Source organism: Mesorhizobium sp. M0019 (assembly GCF_040323975.1).
Lineage (GTDB): Bacteria > Pseudomonadota > Alphaproteobacteria > Rhizobiales > Rhizobiaceae > Mesorhizobium.
In genome coordinates, this window is the sequence record NZ_JAMYVK010000066.1 from 1 (window position 1) to 19,191 (window position 19,191).

Annotated in this window: 25 protein-coding genes; 8 read left to right on the forward strand and 17 right to left on the reverse strand. The window is 63.9% G+C overall.

Going from position 1 to position 19,191, the window contains the following annotated elements; genetic code table 11:
* Positions 1 to 271 precede the first annotated feature (271 nt).
* On the reverse strand, positions 272 to 967 hold the full coding sequence (locus tag NKK47_RS31135; protein WP_352579488.1) for an XRE family transcriptional regulator: 696 nt from the start codon (positions 965 to 967) through the stop codon (positions 272 to 274).
* Between the two features lie 82 nt (positions 968 to 1,049).
* On the opposite strand from NKK47_RS31135, the gene NKK47_RS31140 reads away from it, so the two are divergent.
* The 3 genes from NKK47_RS31140 to NKK47_RS31150 all read left to right on the forward strand — a co-directional run bounded on the left by NKK47_RS31140 (position 1,050) and on the right by NKK47_RS31150 (position 2,820).
* On the forward strand, positions 1,050 to 1,448 hold the full coding sequence (locus NKK47_RS31140; RefSeq protein WP_352579489.1) for a hypothetical protein: 399 nt from the start codon (positions 1,050 to 1,052) through the stop codon (positions 1,446 to 1,448).
* A 69-nt stretch (positions 1,449 to 1,517) separates the two neighbouring features.
* Complete coding sequence (locus NKK47_RS31145) at positions 1,518 to 2,153, forward strand: high mobility group family protein (RefSeq protein ID WP_352579490.1); 636 nt, start codon at positions 1,518 to 1,520, stop codon at positions 2,151 to 2,153.
* A gap of 61 nt (positions 2,154 to 2,214) precedes the next feature.
* On the forward strand, positions 2,215 to 2,820 hold the full coding sequence (locus tag NKK47_RS31150; RefSeq protein WP_352453502.1) for a DUF6456 domain-containing protein: 606 nt from the start codon (positions 2,215 to 2,217) through the stop codon (positions 2,818 to 2,820).
* 43 nt (positions 2,821 to 2,863) lie between these two features.
* Here the strand turns inward: NKK47_RS31150 and NKK47_RS31155 are convergent, their stop codons facing one another.
* Together NKK47_RS31155 and NKK47_RS31160 are read right to left on the reverse strand one after the other, a co-directional pair.
* Positions 2,864 to 3,166, reverse strand: a complete 303-nt coding sequence (locus NKK47_RS31155; protein WP_352457316.1) for a hypothetical protein — start codon at positions 3,164 to 3,166, stop codon at positions 2,864 to 2,866.
* 223 nt (positions 3,167 to 3,389) lie between these two features.
* Complete coding sequence (locus NKK47_RS31160) at positions 3,390 to 3,653, reverse strand: hypothetical protein (RefSeq protein ID WP_352579491.1); 264 nt, start codon at positions 3,651 to 3,653, stop codon at positions 3,390 to 3,392.
* A 273-nt stretch (positions 3,654 to 3,926) separates the two neighbouring features.
* Between NKK47_RS31160 and NKK47_RS31165 the strand changes: the two genes are divergently transcribed.
* Positions 3,927 to 4,205, forward strand: coding sequence for a hypothetical protein (locus NKK47_RS31165; RefSeq protein WP_352617074.1), 279 nt, complete (start codon positions 3,927 to 3,929; stop codon positions 4,203 to 4,205).
* A 222-nt stretch (positions 4,206 to 4,427) separates the two neighbouring features.
* Here NKK47_RS31165 and NKK47_RS31170 read toward each other — a convergent pair whose 3' ends face one another.
* The 3 genes from NKK47_RS31170 to NKK47_RS31180 all read right to left on the reverse strand — a co-directional run bounded on the left by NKK47_RS31170 (position 4,428) and on the right by NKK47_RS31180 (position 7,490).
* Positions 4,428 to 6,398: an acyltransferase family protein gene (locus NKK47_RS31170; RefSeq protein WP_352579492.1), complete on the reverse strand. Its 1,971-nt coding sequence runs from the start codon at positions 6,396 to 6,398 to the stop codon at positions 4,428 to 4,430.
* A 192-nt stretch (positions 6,399 to 6,590) separates the two neighbouring features.
* Positions 6,591 to 6,812: an alkylphosphonate utilization protein gene (locus tag NKK47_RS31175; RefSeq protein WP_352579493.1), complete on the reverse strand. Its 222-nt coding sequence runs from the start codon at positions 6,810 to 6,812 to the stop codon at positions 6,591 to 6,593.
* A gap of 381 nt (positions 6,813 to 7,193) precedes the next feature.
* Positions 7,194 to 7,490, reverse strand: coding sequence for a hypothetical protein (locus NKK47_RS31180; RefSeq protein WP_023675661.1), 297 nt, complete (start codon positions 7,488 to 7,490; stop codon positions 7,194 to 7,196).
* Between the two features lie 233 nt (positions 7,491 to 7,723).
* Between NKK47_RS31180 and NKK47_RS31185 the strand changes: the two genes are divergently transcribed.
* Positions 7,724 to 9,748 carry an AI-2E family transporter gene (locus NKK47_RS31185; protein WP_352579494.1) on the forward strand — a complete coding sequence of 675 codons (2,025 nt, stop codon included), beginning with the start codon at positions 7,724 to 7,726 and terminating at the stop codon, positions 9,746 to 9,748.
* 124 nt (positions 9,749 to 9,872) lie between these two features.
* Here the strand turns inward: NKK47_RS31185 and NKK47_RS31190 are convergent, their stop codons facing one another.
* The 10 genes from NKK47_RS31190 to NKK47_RS31235 all read right to left on the reverse strand — a co-directional run bounded on the left by NKK47_RS31190 (position 9,873) and on the right by NKK47_RS31235 (position 17,554).
* Positions 9,873 to 10,808, reverse strand: a complete 936-nt coding sequence (locus NKK47_RS31190) for a phosphatidate cytidylyltransferase (RefSeq protein ID WP_023675663.1) — start codon at positions 10,806 to 10,808, stop codon at positions 9,873 to 9,875.
* Between the two features lie 22 nt (positions 10,809 to 10,830).
* On the reverse strand, positions 10,831 to 11,493 hold the full coding sequence (locus NKK47_RS31195; RefSeq protein ID WP_292664595.1) for a lysophospholipid acyltransferase family protein: 663 nt from the start codon (positions 11,491 to 11,493) through the stop codon (positions 10,831 to 10,833).
* A gap of 8 nt (positions 11,494 to 11,501) precedes the next feature.
* Complete coding sequence (locus NKK47_RS31200; protein ID WP_352579495.1) at positions 11,502 to 11,930, reverse strand: hypothetical protein; 429 nt, start codon at positions 11,928 to 11,930, stop codon at positions 11,502 to 11,504.
* Positions 11,927 to 13,270 carry a phosphatase PAP2/dual specificity phosphatase family protein gene (locus tag NKK47_RS31205; RefSeq protein ID WP_352579496.1) on the reverse strand — a complete coding sequence of 448 codons (1,344 nt, stop codon included), beginning with the start codon at positions 13,268 to 13,270 and terminating at the stop codon, positions 11,927 to 11,929. The genes NKK47_RS31200 and NKK47_RS31205 overlap by 4 nt, the downstream gene beginning before the upstream one ends.
* A 2-nt stretch (positions 13,271 to 13,272) precedes the next feature.
* Positions 13,273 to 15,060: a bifunctional alpha/beta hydrolase/class I SAM-dependent methyltransferase gene (locus NKK47_RS31210; protein WP_352579497.1), complete on the reverse strand. Its 1,788-nt coding sequence runs from the start codon at positions 15,058 to 15,060 to the stop codon at positions 13,273 to 13,275.
* A 26-nt stretch (positions 15,061 to 15,086) separates the two neighbouring features.
* The gene (locus NKK47_RS31215) at positions 15,087 to 15,689 is read right to left on the reverse strand and encodes a CDP-alcohol phosphatidyltransferase family protein (protein ID WP_352579498.1); all 603 of its coding nucleotides are present in this window, start codon (positions 15,687 to 15,689) and stop codon (positions 15,087 to 15,089) included.
* Between the two features lie 106 nt (positions 15,690 to 15,795).
* Positions 15,796 to 16,074, reverse strand: a complete 279-nt coding sequence (locus tag NKK47_RS31220; RefSeq protein WP_352579499.1) for a hypothetical protein — start codon at positions 16,072 to 16,074, stop codon at positions 15,796 to 15,798.
* A complete protein-coding gene (locus NKK47_RS31225) occupies positions 16,053 to 16,475 on the reverse strand; it encodes a hypothetical protein (RefSeq protein WP_352579500.1) in 423 nt (140 codons plus the stop codon). The genes NKK47_RS31220 and NKK47_RS31225 overlap by 22 nt, the downstream gene beginning before the upstream one ends.
* A gap of 63 nt (positions 16,476 to 16,538) precedes the next feature.
* Positions 16,539 to 17,048: an Hsp20/alpha crystallin family protein gene (locus NKK47_RS31230; RefSeq protein WP_352579501.1), complete on the reverse strand. Its 510-nt coding sequence runs from the start codon at positions 17,046 to 17,048 to the stop codon at positions 16,539 to 16,541.
* Between the two features lie 29 nt (positions 17,049 to 17,077).
* Positions 17,078 to 17,554: an Hsp20 family protein gene (locus tag NKK47_RS31235; protein WP_352579502.1), complete on the reverse strand. Its 477-nt coding sequence runs from the start codon at positions 17,552 to 17,554 to the stop codon at positions 17,078 to 17,080.
* Positions 17,555 to 17,898: 344 nt separating this feature from the next.
* On the opposite strand from NKK47_RS31235, the gene NKK47_RS31240 reads away from it, so the two are divergent.
* The 3 genes from NKK47_RS31240 to NKK47_RS31250 all read left to right on the forward strand — a co-directional run bounded on the left by NKK47_RS31240 (position 17,899) and on the right by NKK47_RS31250 (position 18,516).
* The gene (locus NKK47_RS31240; RefSeq protein WP_352579503.1) at positions 17,899 to 18,111 is read left to right on the forward strand and encodes a hypothetical protein; all 213 of its coding nucleotides are present in this window, start codon (positions 17,899 to 17,901) and stop codon (positions 18,109 to 18,111) included.
* 137 nt (positions 18,112 to 18,248) lie between these two features.
* Positions 18,249 to 18,434, forward strand: coding sequence for a DUF982 domain-containing protein (locus tag NKK47_RS31245; protein WP_352579515.1), 186 nt, complete (start codon positions 18,249 to 18,251; stop codon positions 18,432 to 18,434).
* Positions 18,361 to 18,516, forward strand: a complete 156-nt coding sequence (locus NKK47_RS31250; RefSeq protein WP_352579504.1) for a DUF982 domain-containing protein — start codon at positions 18,361 to 18,363, stop codon at positions 18,514 to 18,516. Before NKK47_RS31245 ends, NKK47_RS31250 begins: the two co-directional genes overlap by 74 nt.
* 113 nt (positions 18,517 to 18,629) lie before the next feature.
* Here the strand turns inward: NKK47_RS31250 and NKK47_RS31255 are convergent, their stop codons facing one another.
* Positions 18,630 to 18,899 carry an usg protein gene (locus NKK47_RS31255; RefSeq protein WP_023718102.1) on the reverse strand — a complete coding sequence of 90 codons (270 nt, stop codon included), beginning with the start codon at positions 18,897 to 18,899 and terminating at the stop codon, positions 18,630 to 18,632.
* Positions 18,900 to 19,191 lie beyond the last annotated feature (292 nt).

Genomic DNA, 19,191 nt, shown 5'->3' on the forward strand with positions numbered 1-19,191 from the left:
CCAACCCCGCAAGCCAAACCTGCTACCCAACCAAAACTCCCTTGACACCTCTCCGAAGCAGATGTGTGCGCACGCTAGCCCCTTGTGGGAGAAGATAGCCGAGCGAAGCTCGGTCGGATGAGGGGTGTTGGACGGATCGCTACCTTGATGGCGTAAGTGCTTAAAAATCGCTTCTACATTTCCTCCGCCGCGTTCCTTCCAGCACCCCTCATCCGGCTCGGCGCTGTGCGCCGATCCACCTTCTCCCACAAGGGGAGAAGGCAACAAGCCCTCAATACCCCAGCAATTCCTTGAGCGGGATGACGCGGAAGACGTTCTTGATGGCGTAGCGGTTGAAGGACAGCGTCTTGGGCGGGTTGTACTGCTCGACGATCAGCTCGGCGGCGGTGCGCTTGACCAGCTTCTTGATGAAGGCCTTGCCGTTTTGCTCGTTCTCCTCGGGCAGGGTCTCGATCACCACATGGTCGCCGGGCAACGCTTCGCGGCCGCCGCAATAGATCATCTCGCCGGGCTCGTAGCGCGGCACCATCGAATCGCTCAGCACGTGCAGCGCAAACACATTGCGCAGATGCCGGATCCCCGGCGGCCGCTGGACATAGCCGGCCGGCTGGCCGTTGAAGGTAAAGTCGCCATCGTCGCCGCCGACGGCGGTACCGAGAAGCTGGATGTCCATCGGCCCGGCGGGCAGGGGGCCGGGATCGGTGACGATCTCGGCATCGGCGACCGGTCCGGCATCATCGAGGAAAACGACCTCGCCCTTGCCGAGTGCCACCGGGTCGACGCGCAGGAAAGCGGCGGTCTTCAAAAGGTTCTCGGTCTTGGGCAGGTTGCGCCCGGTCTCCCAATTGCCGACGGCAGCGACGTCGGTGTCGTTGTGCTCGGCAATGTGACGCATCACCAGGCCGCGCTGCTTGCGCGCCCGGCGGATCGCCGCTCCGACCTTGATCGACAGTGCAGTTTTCGCCATGGCTCCATCTGTGGCATAAGATTCGGTTTAGTCTATGCAAGAATCGCTTGCATTATGATTTGAGTTATGCTCTTATGTAGGCATGCGCAAGTCGCTTCGCCAGCTTTCGGTCCTTGAATCCGCCGTTCAGCGCGCCGGCAGCGCTCGCCTGGAGGTGGTACCGCAACCGATCGCCGGGGCCATGCATGTGCCAACCCTGTCCCCTTCGTCGCGGCTGTCCTCCTCCCCGGCCGGGACGATGCCCGAGGCTCGCGCCTCGGATCCGGCAGCGCAAGCGGCCGGAACGGCCGGAGCCGTTCCCCTCACGGCTCCGGCCACGAATTACCTGCCGGCCGGCAATGCGGATGCCGCGGTTTCCTGCACCCGCACCGAAGACGGCACGGTCATCGCCTTCGACGAGCGGACGGGCAAGGCAGTGTCCGGCGCAACAAGGCAGGCGGCCGAGATGAAGCTCGATCGCAGCAGACCACGCGAAGGCTGACCGGCTTTCGAGCCTGAGGCCGGCGAAGCCGGCGCCGCACACAACCATTTTTGCAGGGAATGAAACATCATGGCCGCCCGCTATTCCGCCTCGGAACTGGAACAAATCGAGAACTGGCTGATGAGCGGACTGTCGGCCGCGAAGATCGCCACCCGGTTGACCGCGCTGCGCGGCCGCCCGGCCTCGCGTGCAGCCATCATCGGCATCGTCCACCGCACCGCCCGTTTGCGCACCATCGGCCTTGCCAGATCCAAGGGCTGGTGTGGCCGACGCTCTGGCGGCCGGCTCGGAAATTCGGCGCCTGAGCCATCAAGCACTGCTGATCAAGCGGAGTCGGCTCCGAAGGCCGAGCCACGCTGCCGCCCGGCAAGGCTGTCGGCCAGGCTGGCGCCGCCGGCATGGCAGCCGGGTCCGGCTCGGATCACCGGGACCGATGGCGCGCCACTCGAAATGCCGGCGCCGCGCCCGATCGCCGCCGGCGGCCGCCAGCCGCATTTCGTTGCCATGCGCTTCATCGATTGCCTGTTCGAGCGCTGCCGCGCCCCGCTCGACACGACGCTGCAGGCGGATGCGGAAAACGATGCCCCCGGCAGCCGGCCCGGTTTGGACATGCTGTGCTGCGGACTGCGCACGAACCCATCGAAAAGCTACTGCGCCTATCACGCGGCGCGCTACCTGCGCACGCTGCCGGCCGAAGCGATTTGAGCCCGCTGGATGACGGAAATTCGCCAGAGCCCGACGACCAAAACCCAGGAGGACCGAGCCGATGAGCACCAAAACCGCCCAAAAGGCCAAAGCCAGGCCACCGAGATTGCCGAAAGGCGAGGCCGAGCAGGTGCGCATCCGCAAGGAGATCGGCCATGATTTCGCACTGAAGGACGACCGGTTCGGCCGCAAGCGGCTGGCGAAGGGGACGCAGGAGGGAGCGCGCCTCTATGAGGTCTCCAATGACGGCCACACAGCGACCGGCGGCATCGTGCGGGTGCGCAACGTCGACCCGCTGAGCGGCCTCACCTCGCTGTCGCGCCAGCAGCGCGAGGCGGGCATGCGCTATCGCCAGGATTTCCGCAACTCGTCCGAGGCAACCGCCAAGCCGATGGCTTGGGCCGAGCGCGTCGACGGCGGCCGCACCGGCAGCGGCGTCGCCGAACACATCCTGTCCGCCGGTCGCGACCATGCCGAGGCCACCAGGGCGCTTGTCCATTGGGAGATCGCCGGCATCGTGCAAAAGGTCTGCTGTGCCGACGCAACGGTCAAGAGCCTGGCCGAACAGGCCGGCGAGCCGCGCGACGTGGTGGTGAAACTACTCAAGATCGGGCTCGACATATTGGCCGTGCATTACGGCATGATGCTGATGCGCAAGCCGAGGTGAGGAGCCCGCCGATCCGGCCGGCAATACCGGCCGGATCGATCCGTCAACGACGGCAGACACGGATTCTTTCGATAACCCGGTGGTGATGGCGCCAGTGCTTGACGACTTCGGTATGACAGCGCCGGTGGTACCGGTAGCGCGGCCTGTAGTCCTCGTCGTAGACATCATAGCGGTAACGGGGGACGTACTCATCGTCGTAATCGGAATACCGATGGTGGCGATAATAATAGTCGTCGTCATAGCCGTTGCCGATGCCGATCGTGACGCTGCCACCGGCATTCGCCGGGCCGATCACGGAAGCCGCCGAGGCGATGGCGATCACCGAGGCAAGCAGGAGCTTCTTCATAGCTACCTCCTTCTTTAACGTCCCTCTAATAGAAAAACCCCCGAGGGGCAGCCTCGTTCCATAGATTGGCAAGATGTAACGAACGGACGAGCCCGAAGTTTAGCGCCTGCTGGCGCGAAAACGCCGCTGGCTGCGCCGGGGTCGGATCGTCGACGCAGCGTGGCCGCTCCTCTCATCAAACAGCGGCAATCGCGCGTCAGTCCCGTCTTTTGCCGACGTCTGCCTACAGAACATGGCCCAATTCCAGCAAAACGAACGCGGTCGCACCCAGCACAGCGAGGGCGTAGGCCGCATAAAGAACAAGCAGCATTACCTCAAAGTCCCGGACGAAGCTTGCGGCAATCCTGGTCTCCTTAGGCTCCGCTTTCTCGATGCGGTCGGTTTCCAGCTGCTCCGTTGCCACGACGAGGCAGACAATCCTGTCGTTGTCGGCCGCCTGTAATATCCGTTCCGTCAAATCGACTGCAATCACTGGATCATCGGCCAACTGATCTCGCGATAGCCGGCTTTCAGTGACGGTCTGGATTTCACGCTTTCTCACGCACGCATAATTGCGTCGACTAAATTAGGTTCCACTAAAATAGATACATTGCCTCGACCCGATCACGACTTGGTGAGGCGTGAGACCAGCTGGGCGGGGAACCCCCGCCCGAGGTCCGCATTTGTCGACTGTCGGGGCGAATCGCGATCCGCATCCTCCGATCAAAGGGCGCAGGCTTCTTCATAGGCTGCTACGGTGCGCCATTGCTGGTAGGTCGCAATGCCAAAGCAGCCAAACTCTCATATCGCGAACGCAGCGCCGACGTCTTCAGTGCCGACCGGTTATGACGAAGATCGCATGCTTACTTATATCCGGCTGCTCGACGCGTCGGCTGAAGGGACCGATTGGCGTGAGGTCGCCCGCATCGTTCTGCACATTGATCCGGAGCAGGAGCCGGAGAGGGCTTTCCGGGCGTGGGCGACACATCTGGCGCGTGCACGATGGATGACCAGGAAGCGGAACGAGTTGCGCCAATTGCATGATGAGTGGTGGGGGTGAGCACTATCTAAGCGGAACTGCCGTCTCGGTCTGGCCGTTGAGGGAGGAGGCCAACATGGAAAAGCGCCCAATGACTTCTTGGCGAGCTTTCGAGCTGTGCTGCCTTCTTGCAGTTCCGCTGTCGCTTATCCTTACGGTTTTCCTGGCGGGTCTTATCCTTAGCTGACCCCCGCATGGTTGCTTGCCGAGGGCTGGGTCGTGATCCGACAAGATCCGGAACCGTTACTTTACGGCCGCCGCCATCACATCCGAAAACAGCGCCCGCTCCACTGCCGGTTCCAGCGTTTCGGCGAAGGGCGTCGCCAAGTGGTGGCGGTCGCGGAAGGCTAGTTTGCCGTCGATGAAGACATGGCAGGTGGTCTGGTCGCAAAAGCGGTCGGTCATGTCGATGTAAGCAGCGTTCGGTGTCGAGCGCACGATATCGCGCTCGATGGTGGCGATGTCGTCGTTTGCCGCCATGATCCTCGGCGTGTCGCATGTCGCGGGCGTCTGGCCCCGCCACAGCGCCCGCGCCACGCATTTGTCGGCGTAGCTTGCATTGTAGGGAACGTCCCTGATGACCGCGACCTTGATGCCGGCCTGGCTGAAGGCTTGAAGCGTCCAGCTGAGGCCGGTCCGCCACTGCGCTTGCCAATCGGCGTGCTTCAACTCCTCGGGCGATTCTTTCATCACATTTCCGATCGAGAACTCCGAGATCACCACCAGTTGCGGGTGGAGCGCGATGATGTCCTTGACCGACTGCTCGCGCCATTGATCGCATTCGGTGTAGTCGCGCTTCAGCCGCCAGTTCCAGGTCGTCACCCGCGAAGCCCGGCAGGAGGATTTGAGAAAGGTGACGACGCGAAAATTGTTCTTCTCGGCCGCCTTGATCAGCGGCGTCGACCAATGGTCGGCATGCGAGTCGCCGAACAGCACGACCGAGCGCTGGGCATCCTTGCGGCCGAACATGCAGGGCTTCGGCTTGACGGTCTCGAAATCGAGCACGCAGCCGCCATTGCTCGCGCGCACGGTGGAGAGCTGGGCGGCGCTGTCGGCGATGACGTGCTGTTCGGGGCTGAGATTGTGCTCGGCAAAGCGCGCATTGCCATAGGCCGCGACCACGCCGGCGCCGGTCAGCGCGACGGCGGGCACCAGCGCCCGCGCTGCTCCGGCCATCAGCCAGCCGTTGCGGCGGATCGGGTTCTCGATGAAATGATAGGTGAACATCGATAGAAGCAGCGTCAGCGCCGCGCAGGCAAGGCGGTCCAGGATGGACAGGCTGGGAACCACCATCGCCGCATAGACGATGACCGGCCAGTGCCAGAGATAGAGCGAATAGGACAGCCGGCCCAACCATTGCATGGGCGGCAGCGCCAGCACGGCGCTCGGCAGATTGCGGCCGCCGCTGCCGCTGAGCAGCAGCAGCACGGTGCCGGCAACAGGCGCCAGCGCATTCACCCCGGGGAACGGCGAGTCTTCGTCCAGCATCAGATAGGCCCAGGCGATCAGCGCCAGACCGAGGCATGCCTGGAGCGTGGCCAGCAGCGGCCGGTCGCGCCAGATCTTTGCCGGCGCCATGGTCGCGAGGCCGCCGGCGGCGAATTCCCAGGCCCTGAGCGGCGAGAAATAGAACGCCCAGGGCTGCGACACTTCCGTCAGCCAGGCGCAGGCGGCGAAGGAGGCCGCGCCGGCGACGCCGATGACGATTATAGCGGCGCGCTTGCCGGGACGCAGCCAAGCGGCGGCGAGAAGCAGCGCCGGCCATGCCAAATAGAACTGTTCCTCGACCGAGAGCGACCAGAAGTGGATGAACGGGTTGTTGGTGGCGTCGGCGGCGAAATAGTCGAACGACCAGCGGATCAGCCAAAGGTTGATCATGTAGGCGGAGGCGAACATGGCGCCTTTCGAATAAAGCGCCTGTTCCTCCGGCGACAGGATGAAGTAACCCGTGAACAGCGTGGCGAGGATGACGAACAGTGCCGCCGGCAACAGGCGCCGGGCGCGCCGGGCGTAGAAGCGCCAGAGGTTCAGCCGCCCGGTCTCGGTGATTTCCGTAACCAGGTGACGGGTGATCAGATAGCCGGAGATGACGAAGAAGATGTCGACGCCGGCAAAGCCGCCGGGCAGGCCGGACAGACCAAAATGGAAGGCGATGACACCCGCCACCGCCAGCGCGCGCAGCCCTTCGATGTCAGGCCGAAATGATGCCGACACAATCACCTCATGCAAGGAATGCCCACCTCGCAGAGGCTCGACCCGATGCGACGATATTGCAATGCAACAAATCTAACGCAGTGCAACATAGGGGGAGGGCGCGGCTCCTCCAGTTCCTCGCGTGGGCGATTCACTCACATGAGCGATTCGAGAGCGACTGATATGGAAGCGAAGCGAAGGGTGCCGAGGCGATCACGCCTTTTTCAAAAACTCGGTCTTCAGCACCAGGCCCTTCACCTGCCTGGTGCTGCATTCGATCTCGCCGGGATTGCCGGTGAGGCGAATATTCTTCACCAGCGTGCCGCGCTTGATCGTCTCCGACGTGCCTTTGACCTTGAGATCCTTGATCAGGGTCACGGAGTCGCCCTCGTGCAGCGCCGTGCCATTGCTGTCTCTTATGATCGCGTCGTTCATGGCAGGTCTTTCGTGGGACTCCGGTGCGGAGGTGGTTGGCTCATTACCCGGCCTATCCCACGGTTGGCGGCGAGGTCAAGCGTGCCGGGGGCAGCGTGCCGGTAACCAAGCGTGCCGGCCGCTAATGCCAGGCGGACGGCCGACCGGAAAACCCGGATTGTGAGCAGACTGGGACCCCTGGGCGGTAGTGGCATTGCCGCTTCGCGACATGCGCTCAGGCCAGGCCATGCCAATGGCGCCACGGCAATCGAAGTCGTGGCCTTTTACGCGGATATTCCGGCACGAGTTCAAATAGATGAGCGCCCGCCCGTGCGGACAGGAAGATCGCAGTGACAGACCTGCCCGCCCTTTCGCTTGGTGCGTTATTTCAATTGGCAACGATCACTTGTTGGCGCCACCGAGCTGGTTGGCCATCTTGCAGAAGTCGGCATGCATCGTGGCAATGCCTGCGTCGCTGCATTCCTTCAACATCATGGCTCGGTCGCTCGTGGACATGGCCATCCATGCCGCCTTGAATTCGGCTTCCGACTTCATGGTCTTCATGCCGGCGTCGGTGAAGAAGGGGTTCATTTTCTGCGGATCGTCGAGCGCCGAAGTGCCAGTGGCACCGGCGGCAAGCGCTGCGCCGGTCATCATCGAAAGCGCCATCGCGCCCATGCAAAGCGTCTTGATGTTCATGATCATTCCTCCTGAGCTGCTGCTTTGAGGTTGTCCATCAGCGATCTACGAAGGAACGGTGTTTTGACCCAAAAGTTCCACGTTCTGGCGCAGACATGGAACAGGATTGCCCGTGACGTCATTAATGCAAAAAATTCTACCATGACTGAATTTGCCGCGCTGCCGACCAGGGCAATCGGCGTCCAGCTGGGTGAGACGCTGCGAAGTTGCACGCCGGCTCAATATGCCCGATCATGGCGACGGCGGGGCGGAGGTATCAAGTGGCGGCAAATCGTCGAAACGACGCGCACCTGTCGGAGCCCCGGCGGGCGGGCATTGTTTCCGCGGCCAGGGCGCTTCCGCGCACATCGTTGCCCAGCGTAGCGTCGGTCGTGACGGCCGTCGCGGCCCTCTATTTCGGGCGCGAGGTCTTTCTGCCGATCGCAATCGCGCTGCTGCTTACCTTTGCGCTCGTGCCCATGGTGTCGGCACTCAAGCGAGCCGGCATTCCGCGTCTTCCTGCCGTGATCGCCAGTGTGCTCGGCGCATTCACGGTGCTGGCTCTGTTCTCCTTCATCGTCGCCACGCAGGTCAGTGAACTGGCGCAGAACATTCCGCTTTACCAGGCGAATATCCTGACCAAGGTCCGGTCGCTCAAGGAAACCGGCGTCGGCGGCGGCATCGTTTCCAGATTGAGCCGGGTGATCGAACGCGTCGGCCAGGAGCTCGACAGACCCGAGCCCGCACAACCCGCCGCCGATCAGCCTCCGCGGGAACCGATCCCGGTCGAAATCGTCGCGCGCGAACGACCGCTCGAGGTTCTCCAGAATCTGATCGGCCCGCTGCTGAGCCCGCTGGCATCGGCCGGACTGATCGTCGTGGTCGTCATATTCATGCTGCTGGAGCGGGAGGACCTGCGCGATCGTTTCATACGCCTCGTCGGCTACGGCGATCTGCACCGAACCACCGAGGCGCTGCAGGATGCCGGCAAGCGCGTCGGCCGCTATCTGCTCATGCAACTGGTCGTGAACATCGTCTATGCCGTCCCGATTGCAATCGGACTTTGGCTGCTGGGCATACCCAATCCATTGCTGTGGGGCTTGCTGGCGCTGGCGCTGCGCTTCGTTCCCTATATCGGCCCGGTCATAGCGACGCTGTTGCCTCTGTTCCTGGCGCTGGCCGTGGCGCCCGGCTGGTCGCTCGTGCTCTGGACTGCAGGGCTTTTCGTCGTGGTGGAACTGATCACCGGCAACGTGATCGAACCTTGGCTCTACGGCTCGCGCACCGGGCTGTCGCCATTGGCCATCATCGTTGCGGCGATCTTCTGGACCTGGCTTTGGGGGCCATTGGGCCTGGTTCTGTCGACGCCGCTCACGGTCTGCCTCGTCGTGCTCGGCCGCCATGTGCCGCAGTTCGAATTCCTCGACGTTCTGTTCGGCAACGAACCCGTGCTCGAACCGCACGCCCGGCTTTACCAGCGGCTGCTGGCCGGCGATCCCGAGGAAGCGACGGACCATGCCGAGGAGATGCTGGAGGAAGAATATCTGGTCGAGTTCTACGACAAGGTCGCGATTCCCGCACTTCTGCTCGGCGAGCAGGACCGGGTGCGTGGTGTGTTGAGCGATGAGCAAAGACAGCAGGTCGCGGGCAGCGCGCTGACGATGGTGGCGAACCTCGACGACAGCGCGCAGGAGGAGGCGGAAGCGGACGATACGGCCGCGGCCGAGGACAACGGCTCACGCGAGGACAAGCACGTTCCGGGGGAGGTTCAGGGCGAGGAAGACACCGAACTGCCGGATGGCACGGGCATGTCGGTGCTGTGCGCCGGAGGGCGCGGCGAACTCGACGACGCGGCTGCCGCTATGCTGGCGCAGGTGCTCGAAGTCCAGGGCGCTACGGTGTTGAGAGCGAGCTTCGCCGAGATGGAACCGGGGAGCATTCGCCGCCTTGAGCTCGACCCCGTCGATAGTGTCGTCGTCGGATTTTTGAACCGGGATTCCGTCAAGCACGGGCGGTTCCTGGTCCGTCGGCTGAAACGCGCCAAACCAAGGTTGCGAGTGGGCATCGTCTTGTGGTCGGAAGCCGACAGCGACAACCAGGAGGCAGATGCCAGATTGGCCAACGAGATCAACGCCGATTTCGTCGCACACGGCATGGTAGGCGCGGTGCTCGGTGCGTTGTCCAGCGCTCCGCCGGTGGCGCTGAAGACCACCGCCAAACGCCGCATGCGCCGCCTGACGCCGGCGCGCAAGAAAGAGCCGCTCGCCGCGGCAAAATGAGCGCGGCGAAGACTGCGGCAGGTCGGGTTATTACCGCTTTCGCGAAAGTGGTAATAACGAAACGGATCAGGTTGTCTTCGCAAGGTCGCGCTGAACCGTCCGCCGCGGCAAACGGCGCCAACCTTCATACAGTCCAGAAATAGCGCACCGTATGGAAGAAGACCGGGGCGGCGAAGACCAGGCTGTCGGCACGGTCCATCATGCCGCCATGGCCTTCGATCAGATGGCCCCAGTCCTTGACGCCTTGATCGCGCTTGATGGCGGAGGCGACCAGCCCGCCAAGGAAGCCCATCAGGCAGGCGATGAAGGCGACGCCGGCTGCCTGCAGCGGCGAGAACGGCGTCAGGAACGACAGCAGCGCGCCGAGCAGGCTCGATGCCGCCAGCCCGCCGACCAGCCCCTCCCAAGTCTTCGACGGCGAGACCGTCGGCGCCAGGAGATGCCGGCCGAACAGCTTGCCGAAAATATATTGCAGCACGTCGCTGCCTTGCACGGTGATGATCAGGAAAGCGATCAGCAACAGGTTGCGGCCTTCGAAGCCTGGCACCTCGAGCGTCAGCAGCGCCGGCACGTGGCTGACGCAGTAGACCGAAATCATCACCGCCCATTGCTGCGCCGAGACGCGCTCGAGAAAGCGCTCGGTGTCGCCGTGCAGCGCGGTGATCGCCGGCATCAGCAGGAAGCAGTAGACCGGGATGAAGATGGTGAAGAGACCGTACCAGGCGGTCCACACCAACCAGTACTGGAACGGGATGACGATGCCGAACATGCCGAGCAGCACCCAGTGGTCGCTGCGGCGGCTGTGCGTCAGCGTCACGAATTCGCGCAACGCGGCGAACGAAATCAGCGCGAACAGGATGGTCATGCCGGGGCGGCCGAAGAAGAAGGCGACGGTGATCGCCACCACCATCACCCACCAGGCATTGATGCGCTGGGTGAGGTTGACCAGCGTCGGCGACAACGGCTTTGGCGCGCGCCATGACAAGACGCCGGCGACGACGCTGGCACTGATCAGCACCGCCAGCAGGCCGACAATCAGAATGAGGGTTTCGTGCATCATCGGCAGCATTTTGCCTTGGTCCTCAATCGTCTCGCTGCGGCCGGGGGTTGAGCGCCAGCAGCGTTTCGCGGGCGCGGTCGAGAAAGGCGCGGCGTTCCTCACCCGGTTGAATGGCGATCGGCGCGCCGAAGACGACGCGGCAAAGCAGCGGCACCGGCACGAATTGGCCCTTGGGCAGCACCCGCGACATGTTCTCGATCCAGCACGGGATGAGCTCGACATCGGGCCGCGCCATCGACAGATTGTAGAGGCCGGAGCGGAACGGCAGGAGCGGTTCGTCGGTCATGTTGCGCGTGCCTTCGGGAAACAGGATCAGCGAATGGCCCTGGTCGAGCACCGACAGCATGATCGAGATCGGGTGCTGCGTTTCATCCGTCCACTGCCGGTGGATCAGCACGGAAGACAGCATGTCCTCCGCAATGAAACGGCGCAGCCGCGTCTTGCCCCAATAATCGGCGGCCGCCACCGCATGGGTACGGGCGCGCTCCTTCTCGCTGAGGCAGGCCGACAGCAGAATGAAATCGCCGTGGCTGGCATGGTTGGCGAAGTAGATGCGCTGCCGGTCCGATGGCTGGCTGCCGTTCCAGATCGGCCGCACGCCGGTGACCACCCAGGCCAGTGCCGACAGGCCGACCGAGGTCACCGTCTGCAGCAGGGTATAGGTGCTGACGCGAAGCTTTGTCATGGACGGGCTCAAAGGAATGCCGCGACGACCGAGGCCGCCGCGAACAGGCTGAAGGCGATGCGCTGCTTGGCGAGCAGACGGCGCGTGCCGGCCATCCGCTGGTCGAGCGAGCGGCCGCCGGCCGCCGTGGGTTTCAGCCGCATGCGCGCCAGCACGTCGTCGATCGCCGCACCGCCGCCTGCCTCGCTGGCGTGGCTGGCCATCAGCCGGAACAGCAGCGCGTCGAACAAAAGCAGGGCCGAGAGAATAATTGTGGCTATGGCACCCGCGGCGGCGATCAGCCAGGCCGCCGCGGACAGCGACGATGTTTGCGGCGCAGCCGCCAGGCCGATGACCGGCGCCGCCAGCAAGGCAGCAGCAATCAACAGCAGCGGCCATGCCACCTGCACCATCAGCCCGGCGGCGAACGCTTCGGCCTTGTCACGATAGGCGGTCATGTCGCCGCGTCCATGCCAAGATGCACAGGCCGGCCCGCGGCGGCGAGCTGGCCTCGCGCCTGATCCGGCGTGGCGGCCCGGCCGCTGGCGACCAGCCATTCGGCGACGACGGCGGCGCTGCGCTGGAAGCCGACCGCACAGCAGACCAGCACCGTGCCCTGGTTCTGCGCCGCCTCGATCGCCGCCACCGCTTGCGCACGCGCCTCGCGAGACGGCGGCAAAAGGTCGACCATGGGCAGGCTCAACCAGTGGATCGAGGCGCCACGCGGCCTTTCCAATTCGCCGGCAAGGTCGATCACCGTGCCGAAGGCGTCGGCCTCGGCGGCGGTCGGAAAACGGCCAAGGGAAACACCATCGGCAATGACGATCTGCGCCGGAAGCTTTCGCGTCCATGCCCACACATTGACCTTGGCGGCAACCCGGTAAGGCCACAGCAGAAGACGGCTGGCCAGCGACACGCGGCCATCGGCTGTTTTCTGGAACACCTTGGCGCCGGCGCCGGCATAGACGAAAGCGACTATGGCCAGCGCCAGTGCCGGCCACAACAGGATGAGCCATAGCGCCGAGACCAATGCCCCGGCAGCGGCGCCGGCCAGCGCAAGGGTTGCGCCGAGCGCATAGAACAGCGCCAGCCGCCGCGCCTTCGGGTCGGCGGTCAGGCGGAAGCCGGCGAACGGCAGCTCGCCGTCGCGCGGAAACAGCCACAGCGCGAAAAGGCCGAGCAGCGCGCCGGTCGGTATGTCGATGAAATGGTGCTGCCACGTCGTCAGCACCGAGGCGCCGATCAGGAAACACCAGGCATGCCAGGCGACGCCGGCGATGCCGGTCAATCTGTGACGCCAATGGTCCCAGATGATGACCAGCAGCGCGATATGCAGCGACGGCACCTGGTTGAAGGGTTTGTCGAAGCCACCGAGCACGGCGAACATGAAGCCGGGCAGGCCGCTCGTCTGCGGGCGCACGAACGTCGCAGTCAGCGGGAACAGGATGAAGCAGGCGACGGCGACGATCTGTGCCGTCAGATAGCGGCCGGCAAGGCGGTCGACGCCGCTCTTCGAATTGTTCAACAGCAACGACAAGCCATAGAACAGGTTGATCGACCAGTAGGGCACGATCGTCCAGGCAAGGAACGGGACGCCATGCTCCCAGCCGAACACGATGCTGCCGACGTCGTCGCGCCGCGACGCCAGCCAGTTGGCGAAGCCGTAGGTGGCGTAGAAGAACGGCGCCAGAAATGCCAGCCACAGCGCGGCGCGCAGGACTATCCCGGCATACGGCTCGTGCGGCAAGGCCGGAAGGGCAGGGGCATCGCGAGGTAAGGCAGAGGCAGGCAAGTTCATGCTCAGACGCGCCGCGCGACCGAAACGGTGAAGATGCCCCACTGGTCGATGCGCTGGTCGAGCTTCTCGAAGCCGGCGGCCGCCACCAACTGGTCCATCTCGGTCTGCGTGCGGCGGCGCATCACCCAAGCCTGGCCGCCGCGATGCGAGGTCAGGCTGCGCGCGATCATCTCGAGCTGCGGATGCCAAGGCTGGTTGGTGTAGACGAGCAGGCTTCCGGGCTGCATGGCGCTGGCCAGTCCACCGAGCGAGCGGGCGATCATGGCATTGTCGGAAAACAGTTCGTAGAGCCCTGAGACGATGGCGAGATCCGGCGCCGGGTCGAGCCCGGCCAGCATCGTGGCGTCGAAGGCGTCACCTTGATGGAACGAGACGGTCGCCGGCAGCTTGCGCTCGGCGATCAGCTTGCGGCCGAGCGAGACGTTCAGCTCGGAGAAATCCTGTAGCCGCACGCTTGCCTGCGGCGCGGCGCATTTCTGCACGGCATCGAGCACATAGCGGCCATGGCCGGCGGCGATATCGACGATATGGACTGGCCGGCCGGCGGCCTTGAGCGAGGCGGCGGCGCTGCCGATCAGCTCTTCCAGATGCAGCTTGCGCTGGCGGATGCCGCGCCAGCCGATGGCATCGAGAAAGGTGCGGTCGATCATGCGGCCAATGGGGCTGATGCCGCGCGCCTCGTTCTCGTAGACATAGTCGAGCGTCGAGCCGGAATCGAAGCCGGTGGCAATCCCCGTCTTCATGCCGGACGACAGCCAGGCGCCCATGCGGATCGAAGCGCGGCTCATTGCCCAGTAGAGGCCCCTTAGCGACAGCAGCGGCAGCGGCGAGGCCAGCCGGTCGGCCTCGTCGCGCGTGTAGCCGGCACGGTCGGCCCAGGTCAGGTCGACCGGCTCTTCCGGCGCCGCGAACTGCTTTTCGAGGAAGGGCCTGATCAGGTCGAGTGCCTTGTGGCGGTCGCGCTCGCCCAGCGTGTCGTGGAAGAAGCCGGGCAGCACGTGCCGCTCCTTGGCCGGGCTCGCCAGATTGACGAAAAACTCGTGCTGCGGTCCATGCCGCACCACCCAGTCGCTGCCGGAGATCAGAAGCTGTGTCGGCACAGTGATGGCGCGGGCGTCGGCGACGATGCGCGCGGCATGGTCGTAGAGCTCGACCAGGATGTTGGAGGCGATCGGCCGGGCGATCAGCGGGTCGGCGTCGAAGGAGGCGATGCGCTCGGGGTCATGCGTCAGGAATTTCGCCTTGACGTAGGAATTGACGAAGAAGCGGCCCTTCAGCTTCTGCCACAACGCAATGCCTTGCTTGGCGAAGGGCACGTAGAGCTTGACCGAGAAGGCCGGCGAGGCCAGCACCAGGGCGCGAATGTCGGGCGCGTAATCGTGCACCCAGGCGGCGGCAAGCACGGCGCCGAAGGATTGCGCGATCAGCGCGATGTCGCGCCGGGCAAAGCCGTCGCTGCCAATCTCGCGCACGAAACAATCGGTGTCGCGCACCAGCGCCGCAAAGGACGGCGCATAGCCGCGTTCGCCGGCGGAGCGGCCATTGCCGCGCGCATCCCAGGCATAGAAGGCGTGGTCGGGCATCTCGAGCTCGTCGACCAGATGCGCCATGCGGCCGCCATGCTCGTGGCCGCGGTGGAACAGCAGGATGGCACCCTTGCGGTGTTCCGACAGCGCCGGCCAACAGCGGTAAAAGATCTCGGTGCCGTCATGGCTCTTGAAGCTGCGCTCCTGCGCCACCCGCTCGATGTTGGCAGGACCCACTGCGGCAACCGTCTGTTGGTGAAGCATGTTGTTCTCCCTGGCGAGACCGGAATTCAGCTGCCGCTCCCGTTAAGGCCGCTGCGTATCCGGTTGATGGCGGTCGCCAGCGAGAGTGTAGCCATGGCCGGAAACACGAGCGGCGTGAGCGCCGGGACCCACAGGCCGGACGCGATAAGCACGGCGAGGATGCCGAGCGCCAGCGCCCGGTCGCTTTTGCCGAACGGGCCGGCATAGTTGCGCCCGGTTCCTGCGGCGATGCCGAGCACGCCGGCGAACTCCGTGATCATAGCCGCGATCGCAAATGCAACGACGCCCCAGGCAGGAAAAATGACGGCAAAGGCCAGGATCAAAGCGAGGTCGGAGATAATATCGCAGAGCTCGTTGAGATACATGCCGAGCTTCGAGGCCTGGCCATGTTCCCTCGCGAGCATACCGTCGATCGCATTCAGCGCCATTCGCGTAAACAGCACGAGCGGCATCAGCAGAAAGACCACGCGGTGGCCGGCAAGGGCTGCCACCACAAGGCCGGTGGCGAGCGAGAGGGCAGCGGCCAGCAACGTGATCTGGTTGGCGGTGACGCCGGCTCTGGCCAGGCCGTCGGCAAGCGGCCGCAACCTGGCCTGGAAGGCCGGTTTCAGCGCATAAAGCGTCGGCATGTGCGAACCCCCCGGCCGCGGTGCAAAGTGATGTTGGCGAGGATGGTCAATTGGCGCGCAAGACGCAAGGGCGGCGCCCATCACTTTCCGCAAACTTGCCGGACGGCTATGTCCTCGCTTTGACCGTGTCGCCCGGGAACAGGGCGGGCAAACTTTGTTCGGCCGCCGCCCAGGCGCGACTATGGTAACGCCGCAGGATGAGAATGCATGCGGCGAAGACCAGCAGCCCGCAAATCACGCCGGGCGTCATGCCCCCGCCAAACGCAGACTTTACAACGATGCCGGTGAAGACGCCGGCAATGGCGCCATTGATCGTGCCCACCATCCCCGCGGTGGTCATGAAATATTGCAGCGGCGAGGGTCTCAGGCCCTTGTCGACCAGCACCGCCGAGGGGTCGTCATGCGTGGAATTGACAAGGTATTTTTGCAGCACGGGCGCCAGCTCAACGAAATAGTGGCGGATCCGGGCATGCCGCGGGCATGCACCATGTCCTCGATGGCAACCTGCACAGCGCGCACGAAAGTGACCAGGCCGATGAAGAACAGGCAAGGCAGCAAGATCAGGCTGAACAACACGAACGGCCTGCCCATCTCCGTGACCTGCGCGACGAAGGACAAGGCAATCGTTGCGCTCGAGACCGAGGTCAGGAACAGATCGGCTCGCTGGTTCGCTTCCTGAATGGTCGCCGCGCGGGCATTTTGCAGCACGAAATGCTCGGTCGTCAGGCACTGCAGGGCCTGCTGCGCTTGATCTGGCGGAACCGGAGCGTCGGGAGAACGGGTCATCGACATTTGCCCCTTCTGTCAGCCGCAACCGGCGGGCAGAAGGGGGCGTCGTCCTGCGAGCTGTCAGGTTCTGCCGATGGCGATGCGCTTGGCCTTGGCCTGGGCGCGCTCCGTCTTGGGCAGCGTCACGCTGAGCACGCCGTTCCGGAACGCGGCGTTCACCTTGTCTTCGTCGACTTCGTAGCCGAGCGGGATACGCCGCTCGAAGCGGCCATAGAAGCGTTCGGAGAACTGCCTGTCCTTGTCCTCGGTCTCTTCGCGCTTCTCGCCGCGCAGCGTCAGCACGCCGTCATCGAGCAGCAGCTCGACGTCTTTCTCGTCCATGCCGGGGATCTCGGCGGTGACGCGGATCTCCTTTTCGCTATCGGAGATTTCGACACTCGGCCAGCTGGCGCGGGCAGCGGAGAAGCCACCGAGCGACGGCAGCCTCGCGTCGAAGCCGCGGAACGCCTCGTCGAACAGGCGGTTCATTTCGCGATGCAGCGTCAGGAAGGGATCGCGATCGGCGTCACGGAACAGGCTGGGGGCCTGATTGTTCTCCCGGCCCCAGGGAATGAGATCACGAATAGCCATTGCATAGTCTCCTTTCTCGACTGGTGCATTCAGGCAGCCTGCTTGTTTGCTTCGACCTGCGCGACCTTCGGCCCGGTCTTCGGCGAGGCGACATCGGTCGCGATGGCGATGCGCCGAGGCTTCATCTCCTCGGGCACCTCACGTACCAGATCGATGCTGAGCAGGCCGTTGTCGAGCGAGGCGCCTGCGACCTTGACGTGATCAGCAAGCTCGAAACGGCGGATAAAGGGCCGTGCGGCGAGGCCACGATGCAGATACTCCGCGTTATCCGGCTCCTTGTGCTGGCCGGAGACAATCAGGAGGTTGGGTTCATGGGTGATTTCGAGGTCGTCCTCGGAAAAGCCAGCGACGGCGATGGTGACGCGGTAGTTGTTCTCGCCGCTGCGCGCGATGTCATAGGGCGGCCAGGCGTCGAAAGCCTGCGGAGCATTTTCCAGCAGGTTGAAGACGCGGTCGAAGCCGATGCTCGACCGATAGAGCGGGGAAAAGTCGAATGCGGTTCTCATAGCTACATCCTCCATCGAGCAACATAGATACGAGCAGCGCCAAAGAGCTGGCGCTCCCTGGTTTCGCCCGGCCCCATTTCGGCGACCGGTGCCTTCGATCTGGTTATTGTCCGCCGCAAGTCAAGACCCGGTGGCTTTCGCTTTGCCGGTTTTTCGGGCCGTTTTCGGTCGGCTCGGCGAGGCTGCCAATCCCCCTTTTTGCGGCGAGATGTCCGGCAGGAGATTGCCTGTTTGGTTTCAATCGCCAACGCTGACTTCCCCCGCCGGTTATTGTCTGCCGCGGGTCAAGACCCAGATTCTTGTGTTGCCGGGCCCATTCCCGGCACCCGCAGATGGAGCTGACCATGACACGCGACGAGATCATTTCTGTGCTGGGCCCGGTCGACGAAGCCGTGATCGCCGACATTGCGGCGACGGACGGGACGGTCCAGGAATTGCGCGAGGCCCTGGCCTGGATCGCCGCCGACGAGGTGTTGGTAAACGAGGGCCGACCGCTGCCGACGGCAAGAGTAGCGACGCTGATCGAACTGCTGCAAGGGCCCGACGAGGAGGAATAACCGGCTGTCGCCGCGATGCTCTTGAACCGCGCAGAGAGACGAACCATGTCCTTCAGTGGCGCCGGCCGGCCGCCGGTGCCTGCCAGCATACGTTCCTTGCTCAAACAAGAAGACGATCAGAAAACAAGGAGGAAGTGATGGACGACGTCCGCTTTGCCGAGCCGATCACGTTGAAATTCCAATCCAGCGAGCGCAAGGTCGCCAGCAGTTGGGAAGCTATCGAATGCATGCGCCAGCAATGGCCGGACCGTGCACGCGGCCGGAGTTGGCGCGGCCTATCGGACCTGCCGCGACGCGCTCGACGGCTGGCGCACCGCGCGTGATGCGTGCAAGGCCTTCGTCAGGGCGGCGCGCAAGGCTGGATTGCTCGCATCGGCCCGCAAGCCTGTCGACCACGCCGGCTAGCCCGGACCCTTCCGACATTGTGAGACCCAAAACAAGTGGGGGAGAGTCAGCTATCTCTCCCCCCCGCTTCGGAGGCACTTTGTTTGCTGTCTAGCGGCAGATCGGCTTGCTCCTCAGTGGACGGTAATAATGCCGTTTACGGCCCGCCATTCGGAGGGCTGGATCAGGTGATGATGGGCGACGCGCACCGAATGCAGCGGGCCTTCGATCTCGCGCTCCCAGAAATCGAGGAAATGCTTCAGCGTCGGGAAATCGGGGGCAATATCGTATTCCTGCCAGATGTAGAGCTGCAGAAGGCTTCGATGATCGGGCAGGCGGTAGTGGATCTCCGCCGTGGTGAGGCCAAACCCTTGCATCTGGAGCTGAAAGTCCCTGCTGGTCATGCAATCCTTCCTTTCCCAATGAACCTCCGTCTGCAAAACGCCTCGCCTTCCACATAGGTTCCAGCCGCCGCAAGCGGCTCAAGACGGACAGATTTGGAAATCCGGCCGGGTCATCGCGCCCGAAACGGCGAATGTGCGAACAATTACAGCGTATTGGCACTCTCAGGTGTCGAGTGCTAAAATTTTTGCGTGATCCTCTTGAAAGCTGAAAAAAGCGCGACTAGTTCGTATGCGCGCGATGCCTGATGAAGGGGTCGCGCACCCCGTGCCGGGCCGATATTGCCGGTCCGGT

Bases quoted from the DNA above. Each gene is read 5' to 3' on its own strand.
- NKK47_RS31195 (WP_292664595.1), bottom strand. From the start codon at position 11,493: ATGACAAAGCTTCGCGTCAGCACCTATACCCTGCTGCAGACGGTGACC.
- NKK47_RS31240 (WP_352579503.1), top strand. From the start codon at position 17,899: ATGACACGCGACGAGATCATTTCTGTGCTGGGCCCGGTCGACGAAGCC.
- NKK47_RS31190 (WP_023675663.1), bottom strand. From the start codon at position 10,808: ATGATGCACGAAACCCTCATTCTGATTGTCGGCCTGCTGGCGGTGCTG.
- NKK47_RS31145 (WP_352579490.1), top strand. From the start codon at position 1,518: ATGGCCGCCCGCTATTCCGCCTCGGAACTGGAACAAATCGAGAACTGG.
- NKK47_RS31205 (WP_352579496.1), bottom strand. From the start codon at position 13,270: ATGAACTTGCCTGCCTCTGCCTTACCTCGCGATGCCCCTGCCCTTCCG.
- NKK47_RS31165 (WP_352617074.1), top strand. From the start codon at position 3,927: ATGCCAAAGCAGCCAAACTCTCATATCGCGAACGCAGCGCCGACGTCT.
- NKK47_RS31245 (WP_352579515.1), top strand. From the start codon at position 18,249: ATGGACGACGTCCGCTTTGCCGAGCCGATCACGTTGAAATTCCAATCC.
- NKK47_RS31185 (WP_352579494.1), top strand. From the start codon at position 7,724: ATGGCGACGGCGGGGCGGAGGTATCAAGTGGCGGCAAATCGTCGAAAC.
- NKK47_RS31155 (WP_352457316.1), bottom strand. From the start codon at position 3,166: ATGAAGAAGCTCCTGCTTGCCTCGGTGATCGCCATCGCCTCGGCGGCT.
- NKK47_RS31175 (WP_352579493.1), bottom strand. From the start codon at position 6,812: ATGAACGACGCGATCATAAGAGACAGCAATGGCACGGCGCTGCACGAG.
- NKK47_RS31140 (WP_352579489.1), top strand. From the start codon at position 1,050: ATGCGCAAGTCGCTTCGCCAGCTTTCGGTCCTTGAATCCGCCGTTCAG.
- NKK47_RS31215 (WP_352579498.1), bottom strand. From the start codon at position 15,689: ATGCCGACGCTTTATGCGCTGAAACCGGCCTTCCAGGCCAGGTTGCGG.
- NKK47_RS31135 (WP_352579488.1), bottom strand. From the start codon at position 967: ATGGCGAAAACTGCACTGTCGATCAAGGTCGGAGCGGCGATCCGCCGG.
- NKK47_RS31230 (WP_352579501.1), bottom strand. From the start codon at position 17,048: ATGGCTATTCGTGATCTCATTCCCTGGGGCCGGGAGAACAATCAGGCC.
- NKK47_RS31150 (WP_352453502.1), top strand. From the start codon at position 2,215: ATGAGCACCAAAACCGCCCAAAAGGCCAAAGCCAGGCCACCGAGATTG.
- NKK47_RS31200 (WP_352579495.1), bottom strand. From the start codon at position 11,930: ATGACCGCCTATCGTGACAAGGCCGAAGCGTTCGCCGCCGGGCTGATG.
- NKK47_RS31255 (WP_023718102.1), bottom strand. From the start codon at position 18,899: ATGACCAGCAGGGACTTTCAGCTCCAGATGCAAGGGTTTGGCCTCACC.
- NKK47_RS31235 (WP_352579502.1), bottom strand. From the start codon at position 17,554: ATGAGAACCGCATTCGACTTTTCCCCGCTCTATCGGTCGAGCATCGGC.
- NKK47_RS31225 (WP_352579500.1), bottom strand. From the start codon at position 16,475: ATGACCCGTTCTCCCGACGCTCCGGTTCCGCCAGATCAAGCGCAGCAG.
- NKK47_RS31180 (WP_023675661.1), bottom strand. From the start codon at position 7,490: ATGAACATCAAGACGCTTTGCATGGGCGCGATGGCGCTTTCGATGATG.
- NKK47_RS31210 (WP_352579497.1), bottom strand. From the start codon at position 15,060: ATGCTTCACCAACAGACGGTTGCCGCAGTGGGTCCTGCCAACATCGAG.